Origin of the sequence: Mycobacteroides franklinii, from assembly GCF_002013895.1 — a bacterium.
Classification (GTDB): Bacteria; Actinomycetota; Actinomycetes; order Mycobacteriales; family Mycobacteriaceae; genus Mycobacterium; species Mycobacterium franklinii.
In genome coordinates, this window is sequence record NZ_MAFQ01000001.1 from 190,233 (window position 1) to 207,513 (window position 17,281).

At 65.4% G+C, this 17,281-nt stretch carries 21 protein-coding genes; 9 read left to right on the top strand and 12 right to left on the bottom strand.

The window, feature by feature from the left end; all coding sequences use genetic code 11:
• Positions 1-22 precede the first annotated feature (22 nt).
• Genes B4393_RS01130 through B4393_RS01155 form a run of 6 tightly spaced genes read right to left on the bottom strand, consistent with a single transcriptional unit; the run spans position 23 to position 2,540 of the window.
• Positions 23-577 carry an Asp23/Gls24 family envelope stress response protein gene (locus tag B4393_RS01130; protein ID WP_078332589.1) on the bottom strand — a complete coding sequence of 185 codons (555 nt, stop codon included), beginning with the start codon at positions 575-577 and terminating at the stop codon, positions 23-25.
• On the bottom strand, positions 574-1,350 hold the full coding sequence (locus B4393_RS01135; RefSeq protein WP_078332590.1) for a hypothetical protein: 777 nt from the start codon (positions 1,348-1,350) through the stop codon (positions 574-576). Before B4393_RS01135 ends, B4393_RS01130 begins: the two co-directional genes overlap by 4 nt.
• Before the next feature lie 2 nt (positions 1,351-1,352).
• The gene (locus B4393_RS01140; RefSeq protein WP_070936144.1) at positions 1,353-1,535 is read right to left on the bottom strand and encodes a DUF2273 domain-containing protein; all 183 of its coding nucleotides are present in this window, start codon (positions 1,533-1,535) and stop codon (positions 1,353-1,355) included.
• 5 nt (positions 1,536-1,540) lie between these two features.
• Positions 1,541-1,786, bottom strand: a complete 246-nt coding sequence (locus tag B4393_RS01145; RefSeq protein WP_236743087.1) for a hypothetical protein — start codon at positions 1,784-1,786, stop codon at positions 1,541-1,543.
• Positions 1,783-2,076 (bottom strand): hypothetical protein, encoded by a 294-nt coding sequence (locus B4393_RS01150; RefSeq protein ID WP_078332591.1) that lies wholly within the window; start codon positions 2,074-2,076, stop codon positions 1,783-1,785. The genes B4393_RS01145 and B4393_RS01150 overlap by 4 nt, the downstream gene beginning before the upstream one ends.
• Positions 2,073-2,540: an Asp23/Gls24 family envelope stress response protein gene (locus B4393_RS01155; RefSeq protein WP_078332592.1), complete on the bottom strand. Its 468-nt coding sequence runs from the start codon at positions 2,538-2,540 to the stop codon at positions 2,073-2,075. The genes B4393_RS01150 and B4393_RS01155 overlap by 4 nt, the downstream gene beginning before the upstream one ends.
• 149 nt (positions 2,541-2,689) lie before the next feature.
• Here B4393_RS01155 and B4393_RS01160 point away from each other — a divergent pair, with 149 nt between their 5' ends.
• Entirely contained in the window at positions 2,690-3,250 is a 561-nt protein-coding gene (locus tag B4393_RS01160; protein ID WP_078332969.1) for an RNA polymerase sigma factor, read from the top strand.
• Positions 3,251-3,321: 71 nt separating this feature from the next.
• Complete coding sequence (locus tag B4393_RS01165; protein WP_078332593.1) at positions 3,322-3,840, top strand: hypothetical protein; 519 nt, start codon at positions 3,322-3,324, stop codon at positions 3,838-3,840.
• Positions 3,841-3,859: 19 nt separating this feature from the next.
• Here B4393_RS01165 and B4393_RS01170 read toward each other — a convergent pair whose 3' ends face one another.
• Positions 3,860-5,254: a class II fumarate hydratase gene (locus B4393_RS01170; protein ID WP_078278953.1), complete on the bottom strand. Its 1,395-nt coding sequence runs from the start codon at positions 5,252-5,254 to the stop codon at positions 3,860-3,862.
• A gap of 30 nt (positions 5,255-5,284) precedes the next feature.
• Positions 5,285-6,361, bottom strand: a complete 1,077-nt coding sequence (gene glpX, locus B4393_RS01175) for a class II fructose-bisphosphatase (RefSeq protein WP_236743101.1) — start codon at positions 6,359-6,361, stop codon at positions 5,285-5,287.
• Positions 6,362-6,424: 63 nt separating this feature from the next.
• Here glpX and B4393_RS01180 point away from each other — a divergent pair, with 63 nt between their 5' ends.
• Positions 6,425-7,051, top strand: coding sequence for a DUF4245 domain-containing protein (locus tag B4393_RS01180; RefSeq protein WP_078332972.1), 627 nt, complete (start codon positions 6,425-6,427; stop codon positions 7,049-7,051).
• Positions 7,052-7,127: 76 nt separating this feature from the next.
• On the opposite strand, the gene B4393_RS01185 is transcribed toward B4393_RS01180, so the two are convergent.
• Positions 7,128-8,210 carry a D-TA family PLP-dependent enzyme gene (locus B4393_RS01185; protein ID WP_078332594.1) on the bottom strand — a complete coding sequence of 361 codons (1,083 nt, stop codon included), beginning with the start codon at positions 8,208-8,210 and terminating at the stop codon, positions 7,128-7,130.
• A gap of 159 nt (positions 8,211-8,369) precedes the next feature.
• Here B4393_RS01185 and B4393_RS27085 point away from each other — a divergent pair, with 159 nt between their 5' ends.
• The 5 genes from B4393_RS27085 to B4393_RS01205 are packed head-to-tail and all read left to right on the top strand — an operon-like array spanning position 8,370 to position 14,112.
• A complete protein-coding gene (locus tag B4393_RS27085) occupies positions 8,370-9,839 on the top strand; it encodes a cytochrome P450 (protein WP_236743088.1) in 1,470 nt (489 codons plus the stop codon).
• A complete protein-coding gene (locus B4393_RS01190; RefSeq protein WP_109558353.1) occupies positions 9,836-10,633 on the top strand; it encodes an SDR family NAD(P)-dependent oxidoreductase in 798 nt (265 codons plus the stop codon). The genes B4393_RS27085 and B4393_RS01190 overlap by 4 nt, the downstream gene beginning before the upstream one ends.
• Positions 10,630-11,559, top strand: a complete 930-nt coding sequence (locus B4393_RS01195; protein WP_078332596.1) for an alpha/beta fold hydrolase — start codon at positions 10,630-10,632, stop codon at positions 11,557-11,559. The genes B4393_RS01190 and B4393_RS01195 overlap by 4 nt, the downstream gene beginning before the upstream one ends.
• A 47-nt stretch (positions 11,560-11,606) precedes the next feature.
• Positions 11,607-13,157: a flavin-containing monooxygenase gene (locus B4393_RS01200; RefSeq protein ID WP_078332973.1), complete on the top strand. Its 1,551-nt coding sequence runs from the start codon at positions 11,607-11,609 to the stop codon at positions 13,155-13,157.
• Between the two features lie 28 nt (positions 13,158-13,185).
• A complete protein-coding gene (locus tag B4393_RS01205) occupies positions 13,186-14,112 on the top strand; it encodes a MerR family transcriptional regulator (protein ID WP_078332597.1) in 927 nt (308 codons plus the stop codon).
• A gap of 13 nt (positions 14,113-14,125) precedes the next feature.
• On the opposite strand, the gene B4393_RS01210 is transcribed toward B4393_RS01205, so the two are convergent.
• From B4393_RS01210 to B4393_RS01220, 3 genes are read right to left on the bottom strand one after another with little or no spacing between them, the layout of a single operon-like run.
• The gene (locus B4393_RS01210; protein ID WP_078332598.1) at positions 14,126-14,332 is read right to left on the bottom strand and encodes an exodeoxyribonuclease VII small subunit; all 207 of its coding nucleotides are present in this window, start codon (positions 14,330-14,332) and stop codon (positions 14,126-14,128) included.
• Positions 14,329-15,561: an exodeoxyribonuclease VII large subunit gene (xseA, locus tag B4393_RS01215; protein ID WP_078332599.1), complete on the bottom strand. Its 1,233-nt coding sequence runs from the start codon at positions 15,559-15,561 to the stop codon at positions 14,329-14,331. The genes B4393_RS01210 and xseA overlap by 4 nt, the downstream gene beginning before the upstream one ends.
• Positions 15,554-16,222, bottom strand: a complete 669-nt coding sequence (locus B4393_RS01220) for a lipid droplet-associated protein (RefSeq protein WP_070936122.1) — start codon at positions 16,220-16,222, stop codon at positions 15,554-15,556. Before B4393_RS01220 ends, xseA begins: the two co-directional genes overlap by 8 nt.
• 60 nt (positions 16,223-16,282) lie before the next feature.
• Here B4393_RS01220 and B4393_RS01225 point away from each other — a divergent pair, with 60 nt between their 5' ends.
• Positions 16,283-17,281: a 4-hydroxy-3-methylbut-2-enyl diphosphate reductase gene (locus B4393_RS01225; RefSeq protein ID WP_070936120.1), complete on the top strand. Its 999-nt coding sequence runs from the start codon at positions 16,283-16,285 to the stop codon at positions 17,279-17,281.

Consider the following 17,281-nt stretch of genomic DNA (forward strand, 5'->3'; position numbering starts at 1 on the left):
GCAAATGCGCGGGATACCGTGTTCATACGACCTGTGGGCGGACCTTGTCCGGGGATACGTCCTTGACCAGGAGCTGGAAGTCCAGGTCGCCGTTGGCCGCACGCCGAATATCGGCACCGCATTGTCGGGCGAGGCGGCGGATCTCGGTGGTTGACGTCTGGGGCGAGACGCCGACGGTGACCCGTACCACCGGCCGGCCCTTCTCGCGCAATGTCACTGCGCGGGCACTCTGTACGGCGGGGTGGCGCCCCAGGTCATCCGCGGCCGCGTCGGCCAATCGGGACAGGTCGACCTCTCCATCGGCGTCGCCGAGACTGCGGACCGACGTGGGGCGCAGATGGACAAGCACTAACCATAGGCCGACGAGGAAGGCAGCGACCCCTGTTCCCGCGAGAACTCCCGATAGCCACGGCCAATCGAGCGCGCGAGCCGGGGCCTGTGGGTCGACCGCTGCCGCCGCCTGTCGGGCCAGGCGGGTGTGAGTGCCGTAGCCGATCAGCCAGGCCGCGCCTGTCAACAGCACGATGCCCAGTATCGCCGTAAGCAGCCTATCGATGAATTGCGTTGTGCGTGTCACTGATTGGTTCCGCCCTTCTTCTCACGAAGCGAGCCGCGATGTTCGTCGCGCCATCGGTGAGCTGACGCGTGAGGCACCAGGATTCCGTCGCCCACGGCGACATGCGTGCGGCGTCGCGGTTTCACCGTGAGACCGAGCAGGGTCAACCCCGCGATCCCCGCCGCCACGGCTGCCGGCCAGGTCCACCACATCCAGTGCGCGTGCTGCGCCCACCGGGTCGCTACGGCGGTCCACGCCGAACCGCCAACCCATCCGACACCTATCGCCGCGTCACGCAACACGATTACGCCTAGGGCAATCAGTGCAACGGCGATGAGGATGCTGGTGATGGTTGCCCCCGCCACACGGTGCGGTCCGCGGTATCTACTGCTTACGTCTGGCGCGGTGTCGCTCTCCTGTAGGTCCCCGGCTCCGGCGGCGTAGGCGTCGGCTACTTCGGCCGGCGTGCGATCGCTCTCGATCCGCGCGATACGCACGTTCACGCCGGCCGGCTCTTCCCCGAGCGATTCGTGCAATTCGTGGATCACTGCTGCCCGGACTGCATCGACAACGCGCGCACCGTCATGGGGCCAGGTAGCCGCGATCTTGACGTTCACCGTCGGGCGGGTGTCGTCGGCGATGGTGATCGACGGCAATGCCCGACCGGGCGCAATGCTCCCGTGGCGCACCACCCCCGGCACCGACAGGACGGCATGCTCGATCAATCGATGGCGCACCCGCTCGTGCACGCGGGTGGCACCGCGCACCGGCACCACCCCGGTAGTGGTCACCATCGTCAGCTCCGGTCGCGGCGACCGAGCGCGGTGAGATCGATGGTGCCATCGAGATGGGCGCCGATGGCGCCACCGGCCCCGGCCAACACCACGGCAAGGAGAAATCCGATAAGGCCACCTGTGACGACCGCAATCGCCAGCAGCAGGCCCGCGAACAGGCCGATCACTGCATAATTTCCATTCATTCTCGTCATCTCCTATCGAGATATCTGATGCGCTGTCTCCGGATGCGGCGCCGCCGAGCTGCGCTCGCCAGGGTCGTCAACCGGCCACGCCAGGTCCGCTGCACCCGAACCGCGGCACGCCGCGGGGCCCGTTCGTCGGCCAGCGCCTGGAGCGCTGCAATGAGCGCCTCCGCCGAACCACCCGCGTCGGGGTGATGCCTTCGCACAGCCTCGCGGCGTGCCTGCCGTTCAACATCGAGCACGGTGGTCACGCCTGTGCTTCGGCCACTGCCACGTCGTCGACCACCACGACAACCGGGACACCCGCCGCCTCGCTGGCGGCCCGGCGCACCCGAGCCGCCACGTCGAGGAGGCCCGTCCGCAGGTCGAGCACCACGTGAACCTCGCCACCGTCGGCCCCCAGCCGCACACCTCGCACCGTCCGACCGGGCAGGTGTGTGGCGGGGACTCCGCGCCCTCCGGAATACAGGCCGATGACGCCGTCGACGGCAGTTACCGCCGCGACCACACGATCGACCCGCTCCCCGGTCGCGTCCGTCACTGGACTCGTGGCTCTCCGGCGTCGGAGGCATCGTCATCGCCGTCGGCGAAGTGCACGTCGTGCACGGTGACGTTGACCTCGGTGACCTCGAGTCCGGTCATGTTCTCGACAGAGGAGATGACGTTGCTGCGAATTCCCTCGGCCAGGTCGTGGATGGCGATCCCGTAATCGGCGACGATCCCGATGTCGATGGCCGCCTGACGTTCGCCAACCTCGACGCTCACGCCCTGAGTGAGGCTGGGTGAACCCGGCAGCGTTTCACGCAACTTGCCCACGACGCGGGCAGCTTGGCCTCCCAGGTCGTAGACGCCATCGACCTCGCGCGTGGCGATACCAGCGATCTTGGAGACCACCACGTCGGCGATGGTGGTGACGCCATGGTTCGCGACCTTCTCGACAGCAGTACCGGACTTGTCTACCTGCTTCGGCGAACGCACTTCGGGGGTCTGGGTTGCCGTGGTCATCAGCTTCTCCTTCGACTTGTCTCAACTTCCGGACATTTCCGTCCGGCACAATGAGTTCGTCGGGCAACGGTTGGTATTGCGCACGCCGATGAGATCTAACGCACATTTTCGTGCTCAGGACGACAGGGGACACAGTGGTGCTGCCGCTCTTGCCGCGGGGCGAACTGCTGGCGTCGTTGTCGGACGAGATGCTTGCCCGTCGCGCTCAGCAAGGGGATTCGGAGGCGTTCGATGTTCTGGTCGTCCGTCATGGTCCCGCACTGCTGAGATTCGTTGCCCGCACGTATCCGGAGCGGGCCGAGTATGACGACATCGTCCAGGAGACGTTCATCGCCGCCTGGAAGGGGTTGCCTTCGTTCGCCTTTCGGTCACAGTTCCGTACCTGGTTGTACTCGCTCGCGTCCCGGAAGACCGTTGACGCGATGCGGCGGCGCCGTCGCGATTTCGATATCGACGACGTGCCCGACGTCGCGGATGTCGGTGCCGGGCCCAGTGAACGGGCGCTGGACGGTGATTTCCTTGCCGCGTTGAGCCGTGAGCTATCGCAGCTGCCTTATGCGGCGCGTGCGGCCTGGTGGCTTCGTGAGGTCTACGACCTACCTCTGGCGGAGATAGCGACCGTTCTGCGGACCACCGAGGGATCGGTTCGCGGCAACTTGCAGCGCACCCGCAAGCGGCTGGCGGAAACGCTGAAGGACTTCCGTCCATGAGTGAACACGGAGACCAGATTCAGTCCGCCAGCTGTACAGCTCAGGGCATATGGCGTAACACTGGAGAACTGATGGATGCGAGAACCGGGGACAACCATGATGCCGTCGCTGACGCCACGGCATGGATCGCCGATGCCACCCGCCGATTGGCCGAGCTGGACGGCGGAGCAGATGGCCGTGTACCGGCAGCTCCCTGGAATGAGGGTGGATCAGCCCTGGAGCAGCTGCGCGCCGCCGTCGCACACCGGATCGCCGCACTGCCACGCAGAGGCAAGCCGATCAGCACGGCAATCCCTGGGATCACCGTCAGTCATCTGGCGTTGGCGAAAGCGCTGACATCAAGCCTGGCCGAGCTCGCCGCCGAGGCCTCAGCGGCGATTGCTGCCGTGGACGTGAACGTGGACGGGCAGGCGGTGACGGCGTTACGCATCAACCTGGTGGCCATCGGTACTGCCGATCGTGACCGTACCTACCTCGATGACGGTGACGCACTGAGGAAGCGAGCTGCCTCAGTGGTCAACGACATCATCGGTATCGAGCCCACGAACATAACCGTCACTTGGGAGGACATCGTCCTGCCGTCGTACTAGGCACCCACGGTGACGGGTCTTAGTCTTTGACCTTCGCCATGGCGAGCACGTCCAGGCGCTTGTCCAGCTCCTCGACGCTCAGTTTGTCGCCGATCAGGCCACGGTCGATGACCGTCTGCCGAATCGTCTTGCGCTGCTTGAGTGCTTCCTTCGCGACGGCCGCCGCTTCCTCGTAGCCGATGGCCGAGTTCAGCGGGGTGACGATCGACGGGGAGGACTCCGCCAGCGTCCGCAGGTGCTCCTCGTTGGCGATCAGGCCGTCGACGCACTTGTCGACGAAGAGTCGAGACACGTTGGCCAGCAACGTGAACGACTCCAGCAGGTTGCGCGCCATGACCGGGATGTACACGTTGAGCTCGAACGCGCCGGACAGTCCGCCGACGGTGATGGCGGCGTCGTTACCGATCACCTGCGCCGCGACCTGGGTGACGGCCTCGGGCAGCACCGGGTTCACCTTGCCGGGCATGATCGAGCTGCCGGGCTGCAGGTCGGGGAGCTGGATCTCGCCGAGGCCGGTCAGCGGGCCGGAACCCATCCAGCGGATGTCGTTGGCAATCTTGGTCAGCGACGCCGCGATGGTCTTCAGCGCACCGGACGCCTCGACCAGCCCGTCGCGGGCGGCCTGCGCCTCGAATGAGTCGGTGGCCGTCTTCAGCTCCGACAGGCCCGTCGACTGCTTCAGTACCTCAACAACTTTCGCGCCGAAGCCGTCGGGGGCGTTCAGGCCGGTACCCACCGCGGTGCCACCGATCGGCAGCTCACCCAAGCGGGGCAGCGTCGCCTTCACGCGCTCGACGCCGGCCTCGATCTGACGGGCGTAGCCGCCGAACTCCTGGCCCAGGGTCACCGGCACCGCGTCCATCAGGTGTGTGCGGCCGGACTTCACCACGGTCTTCCAGGCCTTGGCCTTGGTGGCCAGCGCCTGCTGCAGGTACTCCAGCGCCGGGATCAGATCGCGCGCAGCGGCTTCCGTCGCGGCCAGGTGCGTGGCCGTCGGGAAGGTGTCATTGGAGGACTGCGACATGTTGACGTCGTCGTTCGGGTGCACGGTCACACCGTTGTTGGCGGCGATCGAGGCGATGACCTCGTTGGCGTTCATGTTCGAGCTGGTACCCGAACCAGTCTGGAACACGTCAATGGGGAACTGGTCGTCGTGCTTGCCGTCGGCAATCTCTTGCGCGGCAGCGATAATCGCGTCTGCCTTCTCCGGCGCCAGCAGACCCAGATCCTTGTTGACCTGGGCGCAGGCGCCCTTCAGCAGGCCGAGCGCACGGATCTGCGTGCGCTCCAGGCCGCGCCCCGAGATGGGGAAGTTCTCGACCGCGCGCTGAGTCTGCGCGCGCCACAGTGCTTCCACGGGGACCCGGACCTCGCCCATGGTGTCGTGCTCGATGCGGTACTGCTGTTCAGACAATGGTCTTCCTTCTCGTCGTCGATGATGGAATTAGGGGAGAGGATGGGTGGCGTCGTCGTCACCGGTGAAGTCGACCGCGGAGTACTCGCGGAGCTTGGTGAGGCGGTGATACGCCTCGATCATCCGGACGGTGCCGGACTTGGAGCGCATCACGATCGACTGCGTGGTGCAGCCGCCGCCGAAGTACCGGACGCCCTGCAGCAGATCGCCATCGGTGACGCCGGTGGCGCAGAAGAAGACATTCTCGCCGGAGACCAGGTCTTCGGTGGTCAGGATCTGGTCGAGGTCGTAGCCGGCGTCGATGGCCTTCTGGCGTTCCTCGTCGTCACGAGGCGCGAGCTTGCCGTGGATGGCGCCACCCATGCAGCGCATGGCGGCCGCGGCGATGATGCCCTCGGGGGTGCCGCCGATACCCAGCAGCATGTCGGTGCCCGAGTTGGGGCGGGCGGTGGAGATGGCACCGGCCACGTCGCCGTCGGAGATGAGGCGGATGCGGGCGCCGGTTTCGCGGACGTTCTGGATCAGCTCGCCGTGACGGGGCCGATCCAAGATGCAGACAGTGATATCGGATACAGAACAGCTGCGCACCTTGGCGACGCGCTTGATGTTCTCCGAGACGGGAGCGCTGATGTCGATGACGTCGGCGGCGTCGGGGCCGACGGCGATCTTCTCCATGTAGAAGACGGCCGACGGGTCGAACATGGTGCCGCGCTCGGAAACCGCGAGCACGGAAATGGCGTTGGGCATGCCCTTGCTCATCAGCGTGGTGCCATCCACCGGGTCCACCGCGAAATCGCAGTCCGGGCCGTCGCCGTTGCCGACTTCCTCGCCGTTGTAGAGCATCGGGGCGTTGTCCTTCTCGCCTTCGCCGATGACGACCACACCGCGCATGGAAACGGAGTTGACCAGCTCACGCATGGCGTCGACGGCGGCACCGTCGCCCTTTTCCTTTTCGCCGCGGCCGACCCATCGGCCTGCGGCCATGGCACCGGCCTCGGTCACTCTGACCAGCTCTAATGCCAGGTTGCGGTCCGGGGCTTCTCTGCGCGACGGGCTCATGAGTTGTGATTCTTTCATGGCGCGATGAGCCGCTTGCGCGAAGAGCATGGCGAAGTGCATGAAGTACCGATGAGCCGCTTGCGCGAAGAGCATCAGGCGGCGCCTGCGAGGATGGGAAGCATGGCAGACGCATCCCCGCCAGAGGGGCCCAACGACCGTGTGGCCGTCCCGGCGCCGCGGCCAGCCAAGCCGCGTTTGTTCCAGGACGGCCGCGACATGTTCTGGTCGATGGCCCCGCTGGTGCTGGTGTGCATCGTGCTGGCCGGAGTGCTCGGCATGTGCTCGTTCACCCCAAGCGGGCCGACCGTCGGTCAGCCGCCCTCTTACGACGCGCACGCCGCGCTGCAGGCCGACGCCCGGCAGTTCCCTTTTCCGGTCCGTGAGCCGTCGCTGCCCGAGGGGTGGCGGTCCAACTCCGGTGGGCGGGACAGCGTCGACGGAACGCCCCTGTCGAAGGTGGGGTATCTGAGCCCGTCGGGTGCCTACATGGCGGTGATGCAAAGCGGTGCGCCCGAAGAAAAGCTTGTCCCGAAGGTGAACACGTCGCTGGTCCCACGCGGGCCGGAGGATGTCGACGGTGTGCGTTGGGTGGCCTACGAGGGCGACGAAGGAGTCGAGCCGCTGTGGGTTACCCGGCTGGACAACAAGGTGACCGTGGCCGTCACCGGCGCCGGGGATGCTGAGGCCTTCCGGACCGTCGCACGCGCCGCGCAGACAGCTACGCCACTTCCCCGTTAGGTCCGGCTGCGTCGAGATCGACGAAATGCAGGGATCTTCTCGGTGTCTTGCTGCACAACGTGGATCTCGATACCCGCTAGGTATTGGCGCCCCGTGCCGCCACCGCCCAGTGCTGCGGGCCATCCGCGGAATCGATCACCAGTGAGTCGACCAGGTTTACGGCGTTACACAGATGATTCGGTGCGATGCGCAGCCGCGTTCCGGGAGATGGTGCGGCGCCGGGGAACTCGATGGTCGCGTGATGCTCGGACAGCGCGACGATGCGGGCATCCGGTTCATTGATCAGGCGCCCGAAACCAGTGGCCCAACCCGGTCGGTCGGCGCCCAGGATCTTGCTGCCCGCATCCACGATGGCGGTCCGGTCCCGGGTGTGCACCACGGTGGTGACGGCACTGAGCGCGATGTCGTCGAGCGTGCAGACATCCAACTCGAACTGCTGGGCGTCGTTGAAGGGGTAGACGCCAGGTCGCACCTCGGTCAGCACGATGTTGTCGGCAGCGCCGACGGTGGGGGTGGAGCCACCGCTGCGTATGGAGGGTTCGATCCCTTGTGCGCGCAGGCTTTTGGCGGCCGCGTCGAGCGCACGCGATTCCTGCGCGGCGACCTGTCGACGTTGTCCGGGCGTGTAGCCGTGGCCCGGGAAGGTGAAGACACCCACAACGTTCAGCCCGGCCGCTCGTGCTGCTGCCGCAACCGCGCCGGCCTCCTCTGGGGTGACCCCGGTGCGGTGATGTCCGGAATCGATCTCAACGACAACGGTGAGGGGCAGATCGCCAAGGTGCTCGGCCAACTGCCGGGCGCCCGCAGCCGAATCCACCGCCACACGCAGCTCCGCCGTGGAGGCCACTGCGCGTAGCCGCTCTGCCTTGTGCGGGGTCAGCCACAGTGGGTAGGCGATGAACAGGTCGGTGAATCCGGCTTCGGCGAAGACCTCGGCCTCGCCGATCGTGGCGACGGTCAGGCCGATCGCGCCACTGTCGATCTGTCGCTGCGCTATCTCGATGCACTTGTGGCTCTTGGCATGTGGCCGCAGCTGGACCCCGGTACCGCGCAGGCGTCCGGCCAGCCGTTCGATGTTGCGGTCCATCACCGCCAGATCGACGGCCAGGAACGGGGTGTCGAGGCTATCCAGTCTCGGGTTTTCCGCTGTCTCGCACATGCTGCGACATTACGGGAGGGCGCCGGTCACACCGCTGGCCGATTGATCGGAGATTCGGGTCAAAAAGACAACAGCCAATGTTGCCATTGACAAATGGCAACATTGGCTGTTGTCTTGCTGATGGCGCCAACGGCGGCGTGCCGGTGAGGAGAATTGTCAATGACGACAGTGCATGAGCCAGTACCGCAATCCGGTGTGTGCCCGGCGGGGCGCACACCCACTGCCGAGGCTCCCGGGCCCCCGGTTGCGCCGGCCGCCCGCTTCCCCGCGGCGCCCATGATCAAGGACGCACTTCTGGTCGGGCTGAGTTACCGGTCGGGCTGGGTAGATCGGGTACGAGGGCATGACATCGCTCGATTCCGCACGGGGACTAGACGATTCATCACGCTCTGCCATCCCGAGTATGTCGATCATGTGCTGCATGCCGGACGGCTCAATTACTACAAGTCATTCGAATATGAACTTTTGCGTGCCCTGCTGGGTGTCAGCCTGTTCACCGATGAGGAGGAGTCGTGGCAGCGGTACCGCACCATGTTGTCCCCGATGTTCGCCAAACGGCACCTCAATGGGCTTGTCGATTTGATGATCGAACCGATTGACGAACTGCTCAATGAACTGCAGCGGCGCGAGGGCCGCATCGAGGTCGACATGGTTTCGGAGATGGTCGAACTCACGCTCAACGTGGTGGGCAACTCGCTGTTCAGCCAGCAGTTCGGGCCCGTCGCCACCGGGATGTCTCCGATGGTCACGGGCGGGCTGCGCTTCGGCGAACGTCTGCTGCGCGTATTCATGGTGGCGGCACCTCCGCCGACCGTATGGCGGGGCCTGGCTCGGGTGGCGTTTACGCCCTTGCCGTTGCCACCTCCGTTTCGCGACATCCAGAAGATCGTCACCTTGATCGACAATGCGGTGTGGCAGGTCATCAATGACCGCCGGGAGAATCCGGTTGATACGCCGGACCTGCTGAACCATCTGTTGAATGCCTCCGACGAGAAGGGGGGCATGCCGATCAAGAGGGTGCGTGACGAGGCGATCACGCTGATGCTCGCCGGGCATGAAACCACCGCCAATGCACTGTCGTGGATGTGGTACCTACTGGCACTGAATCCGCGTGCTCGCGACCGCATGTTCGAGGAAATTGACACGGTGCTCGCGGGACGTGCCCCAACGGCCGAGGATCTGCCCAATCTTCCTTGGACGACAGCGGTTTTCATGGAATCAATGCGGTTCTTCTCACCCGCCTGGGCCATCCCGCGTGTCGCGGTGCGCGACGACGTGATCGGCGGTCACCGTGTGCGCAAGGGCACCACCATCATCGTGCCCGCCCACCTGATCCATCACGATCCGCGATGGTGGCCCAATCCGGAAGAGTTCGACCCCGGCCGATTCATGCCGGGTGCGGGCAAGGACCGGCCGCGGTCGGCGTACCTGCCCTTCGGCGGCGGGAAGCGAAGCTGCATAGGGCAGGGGTTCGCCGTCATGGAGTCGGTGCTGATCACCGCAATGCTCAGCCAGCGTTACGTTTTCGACTTGGTGCCCGGGCATCCCATCGAGCCCGAGGCCACCTTGACCTTGCGGCCCAAGCACGGCCTACCCATGATTGCCCGGCGACGCGAGGTCGCGCTATGAGCGGCATCGAGGCTCGCGGTGCGGTCGTCGTCGTCACCGGCGCGGGCAGCGGGATCGGTGCGGCGATCGCCGAGCGTTACGCCCGACTTGGTGCGGTGGTCGTCGCGAGCGATATCGACGAGGCCAGCGCCAAGGACACGGCCGAGCGATGCCGCGAACACGGTGCACAGGCCCACTCCTATCAGTGCGATGTCGCTGACGCCGAAGCCGTTGCCGCGCTCGCTAAATCGGCGAATTTGGAGGTGGGCGATGTCGACATTCTCATCAACAACGCCGGTGTCGGAGTCGGTGGACCGTTCCTGGACACCACCGAAGATGACTGGACATGGTTGCGGTCCATCAATATCGACGGAGTGGTGCACGGCTGTCGATCGTTTGGTGCCACGATGGCTGCCCGTCGGCGCGGACAGATTGTGAACATCGCCTCGGGCGCGGCCTATCTGCCGAACCGGAGAATGGCAACCTATTGCGCCTCAAAAGCTGCCGTGGTCGCATTTTCGCGAAGTCTGCGCGCTGACCTTTCGTCCCGGCGGGTTGGGGTATCGGTGATCTGTCCTGGTGTGATCAACACCCCGATCCTGTACAACACCCGCTTGCGCGGCACCGCAATCTCCGAAAAAGACCGATTGTCAAAGATGTTCAGTATCAGTCACTCGCCCAACGCGGTTGCCAAGGCCGTCACGGCGGCGGCAGCACGAGACCGTGCCATGGTGTCTGTCGGCTTTGAGACGCAACTGGGCTACCACGCATTGCGGCTCGTGCCCGCGCTCAGCGGATTGGTGGCGAGGCTATGAACACCACGGCCGAACCAGCAGCGCGTAAACGCGCGCAGCGCAATACAAAGGTCGCCATGATCGGCGACGTGCGGACCCGGGTCCTGGACGTCGATGGCAGCGGGCCCACGGTCCTGCTGATCCACGGATTCACTGAATCGGCAGACGGCTGGCGGTCGGTGCTCGACCTGCTCGGTGAGCAAGGGCACCGCTGTGCGGCGGTCGATCTACCGCATTTCGGGCGGGCAGCACGGCCGCTGGCAGCCGGGTATCTGTCTGCGGTGGACGATTTCCTAGCAGCCGCAGTGCGCCAGTTCGATCGCGGGGAGGGCGTTGTCCTCGTCGGCAATTCGGTGGGCGGTCTGGCGGTTTTGCACGCTGCTCAGGACGCGGATCTCCCGTTGGTCGCCGCGGTCGCCATTGGTCCTGCCGGGTTGTGCACAACATGGTGGATGCGACTGGCACGGCGCGTTCGGCCGGCCACCGACTGGTTGCTCGGCTTGCCCATTCCGCCGATGTTCCGCGGCACCGTCACGGCGCCGGCATTGATCAGCGCGGGGTTCGCGCGCGCGGTAGCCTCGGGCCGTCTCACCCCGGAGGCTAAAGCCCAGTACGCGTCGCACTGGGGCCCTGGCGATCTACGACGCCTGCTGCTGCTGGGTGGTGACACCATCGCCGAGTTAAGCCGGCCCGATGCCCTGGGGAACTGGCGGTTTGTGGTCCCGGTGACCGCGGCATGGGGAAGCAAAGACTGGGTATGCCCACCGCGAGGTGCAAAAGCCTTGCGTAACAAGCATCCCGATGCGATGCTGCGATTCATCGACGGTTCAGGGCATTGCCCTCAGTACGACCAGCCGGCGCGCGTTGCCGAGATCATCCGTGCCGCGATCGCTGACGCACTCAGTTGCCGCGCCTTATCAACCACCGTGCAGGAGAAACTCTCGTGACCACCATCGACCGTCCCGCTCGTGCCCCACTGCCCACCGGGGGCGGAATGCACAACGATGTGATCGTCATCGGTGCCGGTTTCGCCGGCATCGGGTTCGCGATCAAATTCAAAGAGGCCGGGTTCAAAGATTTCGTCATCCTCGATGAGGCCGACGGACCCGGCGGAACCTGGCACTGGAACACCTACCCGGGGATTGCCGTCGACATCCCGTCCTTCAGCTACCAGTTCTCGTTTGAGAAGCGCCGCGACTGGTCACGCTCCTACGCGCCAGGACAGGAACTGAAACGCTACGCCGAACAATGCGTCGCCAAATATGGCTTGGCCCAACATATCCAATTCGGCACCAGCGTCCTGTCCGCCAGCTGGGATCCTGCTGCACACCTCTGGCGCATCACCACCGCGGACGGTGCCGAGCGCACCTGTCGCTATGTGGTCAGTGCGTCCGGTGTGTTGACCCGACCCAACAATCCCGACATTCGCGGTGTCGAGGAGTTCGCCGGTATCAAGATGCACACCGCGCGGTGGGACCATGATCAGGACCTGCGCGGTAAGCGTGTCGGGATCATCGGGACCGGAGCCTCTGCGGTGCAGATCATTCCGTCTATCGCCGCGGACGTGCAGCGCCTCACGGTGTTTCAGCGCACCCCCATCTGGTGCATGCCCAAACCCGACTTCGCCTTGTCCACGCCATTTCGCTGGGCGCTGCGCCACGTTCCGGGGGCACAGCAGGTAACGCGGCTCGTGAGCCAGGCGTTTGTCGAAGCGACTTTCCCCATCCCCGCGCACTACGACCGGATTCTGCGGATCCGGCCACTCGCGGAAAAACTGGGCCGCGCCTACCTACGGTCACAGGTGCGGGACCCGAAGATTCGTGCCGAGCTCACACCGCAATACGGCCTGGGATGCAAGCGGCCCAGTTTCCACAACGGCTACCTGGCCACCTTCAATCGGGCGAACGTGCTGCTGGAGACCGCGCCCATCCGGGAGATCAGCGCCGATGCCGTGCACACCGCCGACGGCGCCGAGCACCAGCTCGACGTGTTGATTTTGGCGACGGGTTTCAAGGTGATGGATCCCGAGAACATGCCCACCTACGAGCTGCGCGGTGTCGGCGGCCTGAGTCTGCGCGACAAGTGGTCGAACGAGCGGCTGCAGGCCTACGAGGGCGTTTCGGTGCCGCAATTCCCCAACCACTTCAATATTTTTGGTCCGTACGGGTACAACGGATCGTCCTACTTCGCGCTCATCGAAGCGCAGACGACACACATCATTCGTGTCCTCTCCCATGCCCGCAAGGTGGGCGCCGACCGTGTCGAGGTGACCCAGGAAGCCAATGATCGGTTCTTCCAAGAGATGCTGAGCCGGCGGCATAACCAGATCTTCTGGCAAGACAGCTGCGCCAGCGCCAACAGTTACTACTTCGACAAGAACGGCGATGTGCCGTTGCGGCCGACAACCACGCTGGAATCGGCGATCCGCAGTCGGCGATTCAACCTGGATGACTACTCGTTCAGCGGGCGAGGCAGGACATCGGCCGACCTGTCAGCGCGGCGCGCGCACGACACTGCTGCGGCGAATGCGAACATAGCCACCTAAGAACCGCCTGACACCGACAAGGTCCGCCATGCCGCCACGCCGCCCCTCCCCGCCGATGGAACGGCAGCAGGTATCCATCACGTCGATACTTGCCGGGCCGCGCCAGATCCGGCGGCAGTCGCGGGATGCCGTGAAAGCTGTTGTTGAACAGCTTTTTACGACTGTTGCGCAATCTCCCGTTGACTCGGCCGCGGTCAGTGGGATCTCGCCGCAGGAGTACCGCATCGATGACCTGGCACGCGCTGCCGGAACGACTACCCGCAATATTCGCGTATATCGCGATAGGGGGTTGCTGCCTGCCCCAGCACGAGTGGGGCGGTTGGCCATCTACAACGAATCTCATGTGGCGCGGCTGCGACTCATCACGTCCATGCTCGACCGTGGCTACAACCTGGCGCACCTGCAGGAGATGCTGACCGCGTGGGAAGAAGGCAAGGACCTCGGCGACATCCTCGGCATCGAGACCGCTCTCGTCGGTACGTGGGCCGACGAGAGACCCCGCACGGTGTCACGGGCCGAGGCCGAGCAACTGGTCGATGACCCGGCCGCACGCGATCGCCTGGTGGCGCTGGGCCTCATCCGCGTCACCGGCGATTCGGCCGTCATCACCCGGCCCAAACTCATCGAGGCCTTCGACGACATTCGCCAGTACGGGATGGGCCTGGATCAGCAGATCGATGTGTACGAAAAGATATTGCCGCATATCGAAGAGATCAGCCGCATCCTGGTGGAGTCCGGCGCACACATGGTGACGGCCCGCCTCGAATCGGGCGGAAAGCAACTCGATGATGCGCAGATCCGCGAATTGCTCACTCTGCTGGTCAAATTGCGCACGTACTCCGTCAGTTCGGTGCGTGACACGCTGGCCGTCTCGATCGAATCAACCATCGAATCGATGTTCTCCGACCTCCTAGCGGCTTTGGTTGCTCCCGCATCCACGTCGGACACCGCGTAGGACTCGCAGGAGCCTATTCGGCCAGGGCGTCTTCGATGCGCTTGCGCGCACCCGCCAGGTGCTCTTCACAGCGTTTGGCCAGTGCCTCACCGCGTTCCCAGAGCGCCAGCGAGGTATCCAGATCCAGCCCGCCCTGATCGAGCTGTTGCACGACCTCGATCAGTTCCGCGCGTGCTTCCTCGTAGCCCAGTTCGCCCGTGGGTCTTACGGATTCCGTCATGAACCCTCTCCTGTCACGGTTGCCGTCACGGCACCGTCCGAAACTCTCACTCGCAGAGACGCGCCGGTGGGTGCGTCGCTCACCGTTCGCAGTACCTCAACCGTGCCATCGTCACGCACGCGCTGCACCACCGAGTACCCGCGGGCCAGTGTCGCGGCCGGACCCAGCGTGGTCAGCCGGGCCGTCAGGTGCTCGATCCGCTGCGATTCGGAGTCCACCAACCGTCGTACGTCGCGGCGCAGTGCCGTTCGGGCGACGGCGATTTCATCGTGCCGTGTCGTCAGCATCCGCAGCGGGTCGGCCAGCACCGGCCGGCTGCGTACCTGATCCAACCCGCGCTCCTCGCGCTGTACCCAGTTGCGTAGCGCCTGCGCCGAGCGTCGCCGCAAATCCAGAATCAGCGCCTGCTCGGCCGCGGCATCGGGCACCAATTTCTTCGCGGCGTCGGTGGGAGTTGCGGCGCGCAGATCTGCGACCAGATCTGACAGCGGGTTATCGGGCTCATGGCCGACGGCGCTCACCACCGGCGTGCGGCACGCCGAAATCGCGCGACACAACGTCTCATCGGAGAACGGCAGCAGATCCTCCACGCTGCCGCCACCGCGGGCCAGCACGATCACGTCCACCGCGGGGTCGGCATCCAGCGCCTGCAATGCGGCGACGATCTCGGCCACCGCGTGTGGGCCCTGCACCGGGGTGTTGCGCACCGCGAATTGCACTGCGGGCCAGCGTGCCAAGGCCACCGAGGTCACATCATGCTCGGCGGCGCTGGCGCGGCCGGTGATCAGCCCGATGCGGGAGGGCAGGAACGGAACGGGACGCTTCAACCGCGGGTCGAACAGCCCCTCGGCGGCCAGCAGCTGTCGCAGCCGTTCGATCCGGGCCAACAGTTCGCCGATGCCCACCGCCCGAATTTCGCTGAGCCGCAACGAGAACGATCCGCGCACGGTGTAGAAGGTGGGCTTGCCGCACACCACCACCTGGGTGCCTTCGGTCAGCTTCACCGGAGCGTTGCGCACCATGTCCGGTGGGCATGTGACGGTCAGTGACATGTCGGCGGCCGGGTCGCGCAGCACCATGAAGACCGTCTTGCTGCCGGGCCGGACGTCGATCTGCGTCAGCTGACCTTCCACCCACACCTGCCCTAGACGGTCGATCCACTTGGCGACCCGGGTCGCGACGGCGCGGACCGGCCAGGGATTTTCGGGGCTTGTTCCCGGATCAGCCACGAGCAGCGGCGCGGGTGATCCTGTTCGCGAGCAAGGTCTGATAGGGCGCGCGGGCCTTGTGAGCATCTTCGTAGGCCAGCAGCTCCTCGAGCTCGGCCACGGACAGCGACTGCAGTCGCGCCCGCAGCTGGGCCAGCGTCAGGTCGTGGTAGCCGAGTTCGGCGACGACGTCGGGAGCATCCCCATCGGCGGGTTCGGAGGCCGGCGTGGGTGCTGGCTTTTTCGCGGCGGCCTTTTTCGCCGGTGCCTTGCGCGGCGCCGCGTGCTTGGCGGCCGGCTCGGACTCGGGTGCCGGCACTGCGGTCTCAGCCTCCGAGGAGTACAGCGCAAACCGTCCCTGCGTCATCCGCTCGGCGGCGTCCTCGTAGACGGCGGTGGCCTGCGTCTCGTCGGGCTCGGGTGCGTCGAGCTCGTCGAGGTCCTCGTCGAACGTCGCCCACTCCGGCTGCTCATCGGTGGGCGGGAAGATGTTTTCCCAGGCCTCGTCGCCCTTGATGGCCAGTTCGGTGACCGTCTGCTGGAACCGCATGAAGTTCTGAACGGTCTGGCTGGCCGCCGTCATGGGATAGGTCAGCACTGCCTGAGGCAGCTTGCGAGTCTCTTCGAGAACGGTAGCGGCGACCCCAAGAAGCAACCGGACGCCGAACGGAGGACGAATCATAGGTTCAAGCTTGCCTTACGTCGGTCGTGCAGCGAAAGACTGGGCCGTAAGCTGGTGACTATGTCTGCAGTCGATATGGGCACTCCGGGGATGGTGAGCACCGTCGTCGGCCCGGCGACGAGCAAGCGTGTGCTGCTGGCTGAGCCGCGCGGCTACTGCGCGGGCGTCGATCGTGCTGTCGAGACGGTCGAGCGGGCGCTGGAGAAACACGGCGCCCCCGTCTACGTGCGGCACGAAATCGTGCACAACCGCTACGTGGTGGACACGCTGGCCAAGGCGGGGGCCATTTTCGTCGACGAAACCGATCAGGTGCCCGAGGGCGCGATCGTGGTGTTCTCTGCCCATGGAGTGGCGCCGACCGTGCATGTGGATGCCGCGGCGCGCAACCTGAAGACCATCGACGCCACCTGCCCACTGGTCACCAAGGTGCACCAGGAGGCGAAGCGCTTCGCCCGAGACGATTACGACATCCTGCTCATCGGCCACGAGGGTCACGAGGAGGTCGTCGGCACTGCCGGTGAGGCTCCGGACCATGTGCAGCTGGTCGACGGCCCGGGCTCGGTGGACAAGGTCACCGTCCGCGACGAGAAGAAGGTCATCTGGCTGTCTCAGACGACGCTGAGCGTCGACGAGACCATGGAGACCGTCCAGCGCCTGCGGGAGCGTTTCCCGACGCTGCAGGACCCACCCAGCGATGACATCTGCTACGCCACGCAGAACCGTCAGGTCGCGGTGAAGGCGATGGCCCCCGAATGTGAGCTGGTGATCGTTGTCGGTTCACGCAACTCGTCGAACTCGGTGCGGTTGGTGGAAGTGGCGCTGGGTGCGGGCTCGAACGCCTCGTACCTGGTCGACTACGCCGAGGACATCGACCCGGCCTGGCTTGAGGGCGTGACCACGGTCGGCGTCACCTCGGGTGCTTCCGTGCCGGAGGTGCTGGTGCGCGGTGTGCTGGAGCGGCTCGCGGAGTACGGATACGGGCAGGTGCAGCCGGTTACCACGGCCAATGAAACTCTGGTGTTCTCGCTGCCGCGCGAACTGCGGGCGGCACGCCACTAG

What these genes read in the sequence shown, in the direction of transcription:
- B4393_RS01135 (WP_078332590.1), bottom strand. Translation starts at nt 1,350, where the DNA reads ATGGTGACCACTACCGGGGTGGTGCCGGTGCGCGGTGCCACCCGCGTG.
- B4393_RS01140 (WP_070936144.1), bottom strand. Translation starts at nt 1,535, where the DNA reads ATGAATGGAAATTATGCAGTGATCGGCCTGTTCGCGGGCCTGCTGCTG.
- B4393_RS01205 (WP_078332597.1), top strand. Translation starts at nt 13,186, where the DNA reads ATGCCGCCACGCCGCCCCTCCCCGCCGATGGAACGGCAGCAGGTATCC.
- B4393_RS01155 (WP_078332592.1), bottom strand. Translation starts at nt 2,540, where the DNA reads ATGACCACGGCAACCCAGACCCCCGAAGTGCGTTCGCCGAAGCAGGTA.
- B4393_RS01210 (WP_078332598.1), bottom strand. Translation starts at nt 14,332, where the DNA reads ATGACGGAATCCGTAAGACCCACGGGCGAACTGGGCTACGAGGAAGCA.
- B4393_RS01180 (WP_078332972.1), top strand. Translation starts at nt 6,425, where the DNA reads ATGGGAAGCATGGCAGACGCATCCCCGCCAGAGGGGCCCAACGACCGT.
- B4393_RS01200 (WP_078332973.1), top strand. Translation starts at nt 11,607, where the DNA reads ATGCACAACGATGTGATCGTCATCGGTGCCGGTTTCGCCGGCATCGGG.
- B4393_RS01220 (WP_070936122.1), bottom strand. Translation starts at nt 16,222, where the DNA reads ATGATTCGTCCTCCGTTCGGCGTCCGGTTGCTTCTTGGGGTCGCCGCT.
- B4393_RS01185 (WP_078332594.1), bottom strand. Translation starts at nt 8,210, where the DNA reads ATGTGCGAGACAGCGGAAAACCCGAGACTGGATAGCCTCGACACCCCG.
- B4393_RS27085 (WP_236743088.1), top strand. Translation starts at nt 8,370, where the DNA reads ATGACGACAGTGCATGAGCCAGTACCGCAATCCGGTGTGTGCCCGGCG.
- B4393_RS01190 (WP_109558353.1), top strand. Translation starts at nt 9,836, where the DNA reads ATGAGCGGCATCGAGGCTCGCGGTGCGGTCGTCGTCGTCACCGGCGCG.
- B4393_RS01165 (WP_078332593.1), top strand. Translation starts at nt 3,322, where the DNA reads ATGGATGCGAGAACCGGGGACAACCATGATGCCGTCGCTGACGCCACG.
- glpX (WP_236743101.1), bottom strand. Translation starts at nt 6,361, where the DNA reads ATGCTCTTCGCGCAAGCGGCTCATCGCGCCATGAAAGAATCACAACTC.
- B4393_RS01225 (WP_070936120.1), top strand. Translation starts at nt 16,283, where the DNA reads ATGTCTGCAGTCGATATGGGCACTCCGGGGATGGTGAGCACCGTCGTC.
- B4393_RS01195 (WP_078332596.1), top strand. Translation starts at nt 10,630, where the DNA reads ATGAACACCACGGCCGAACCAGCAGCGCGTAAACGCGCGCAGCGCAAT.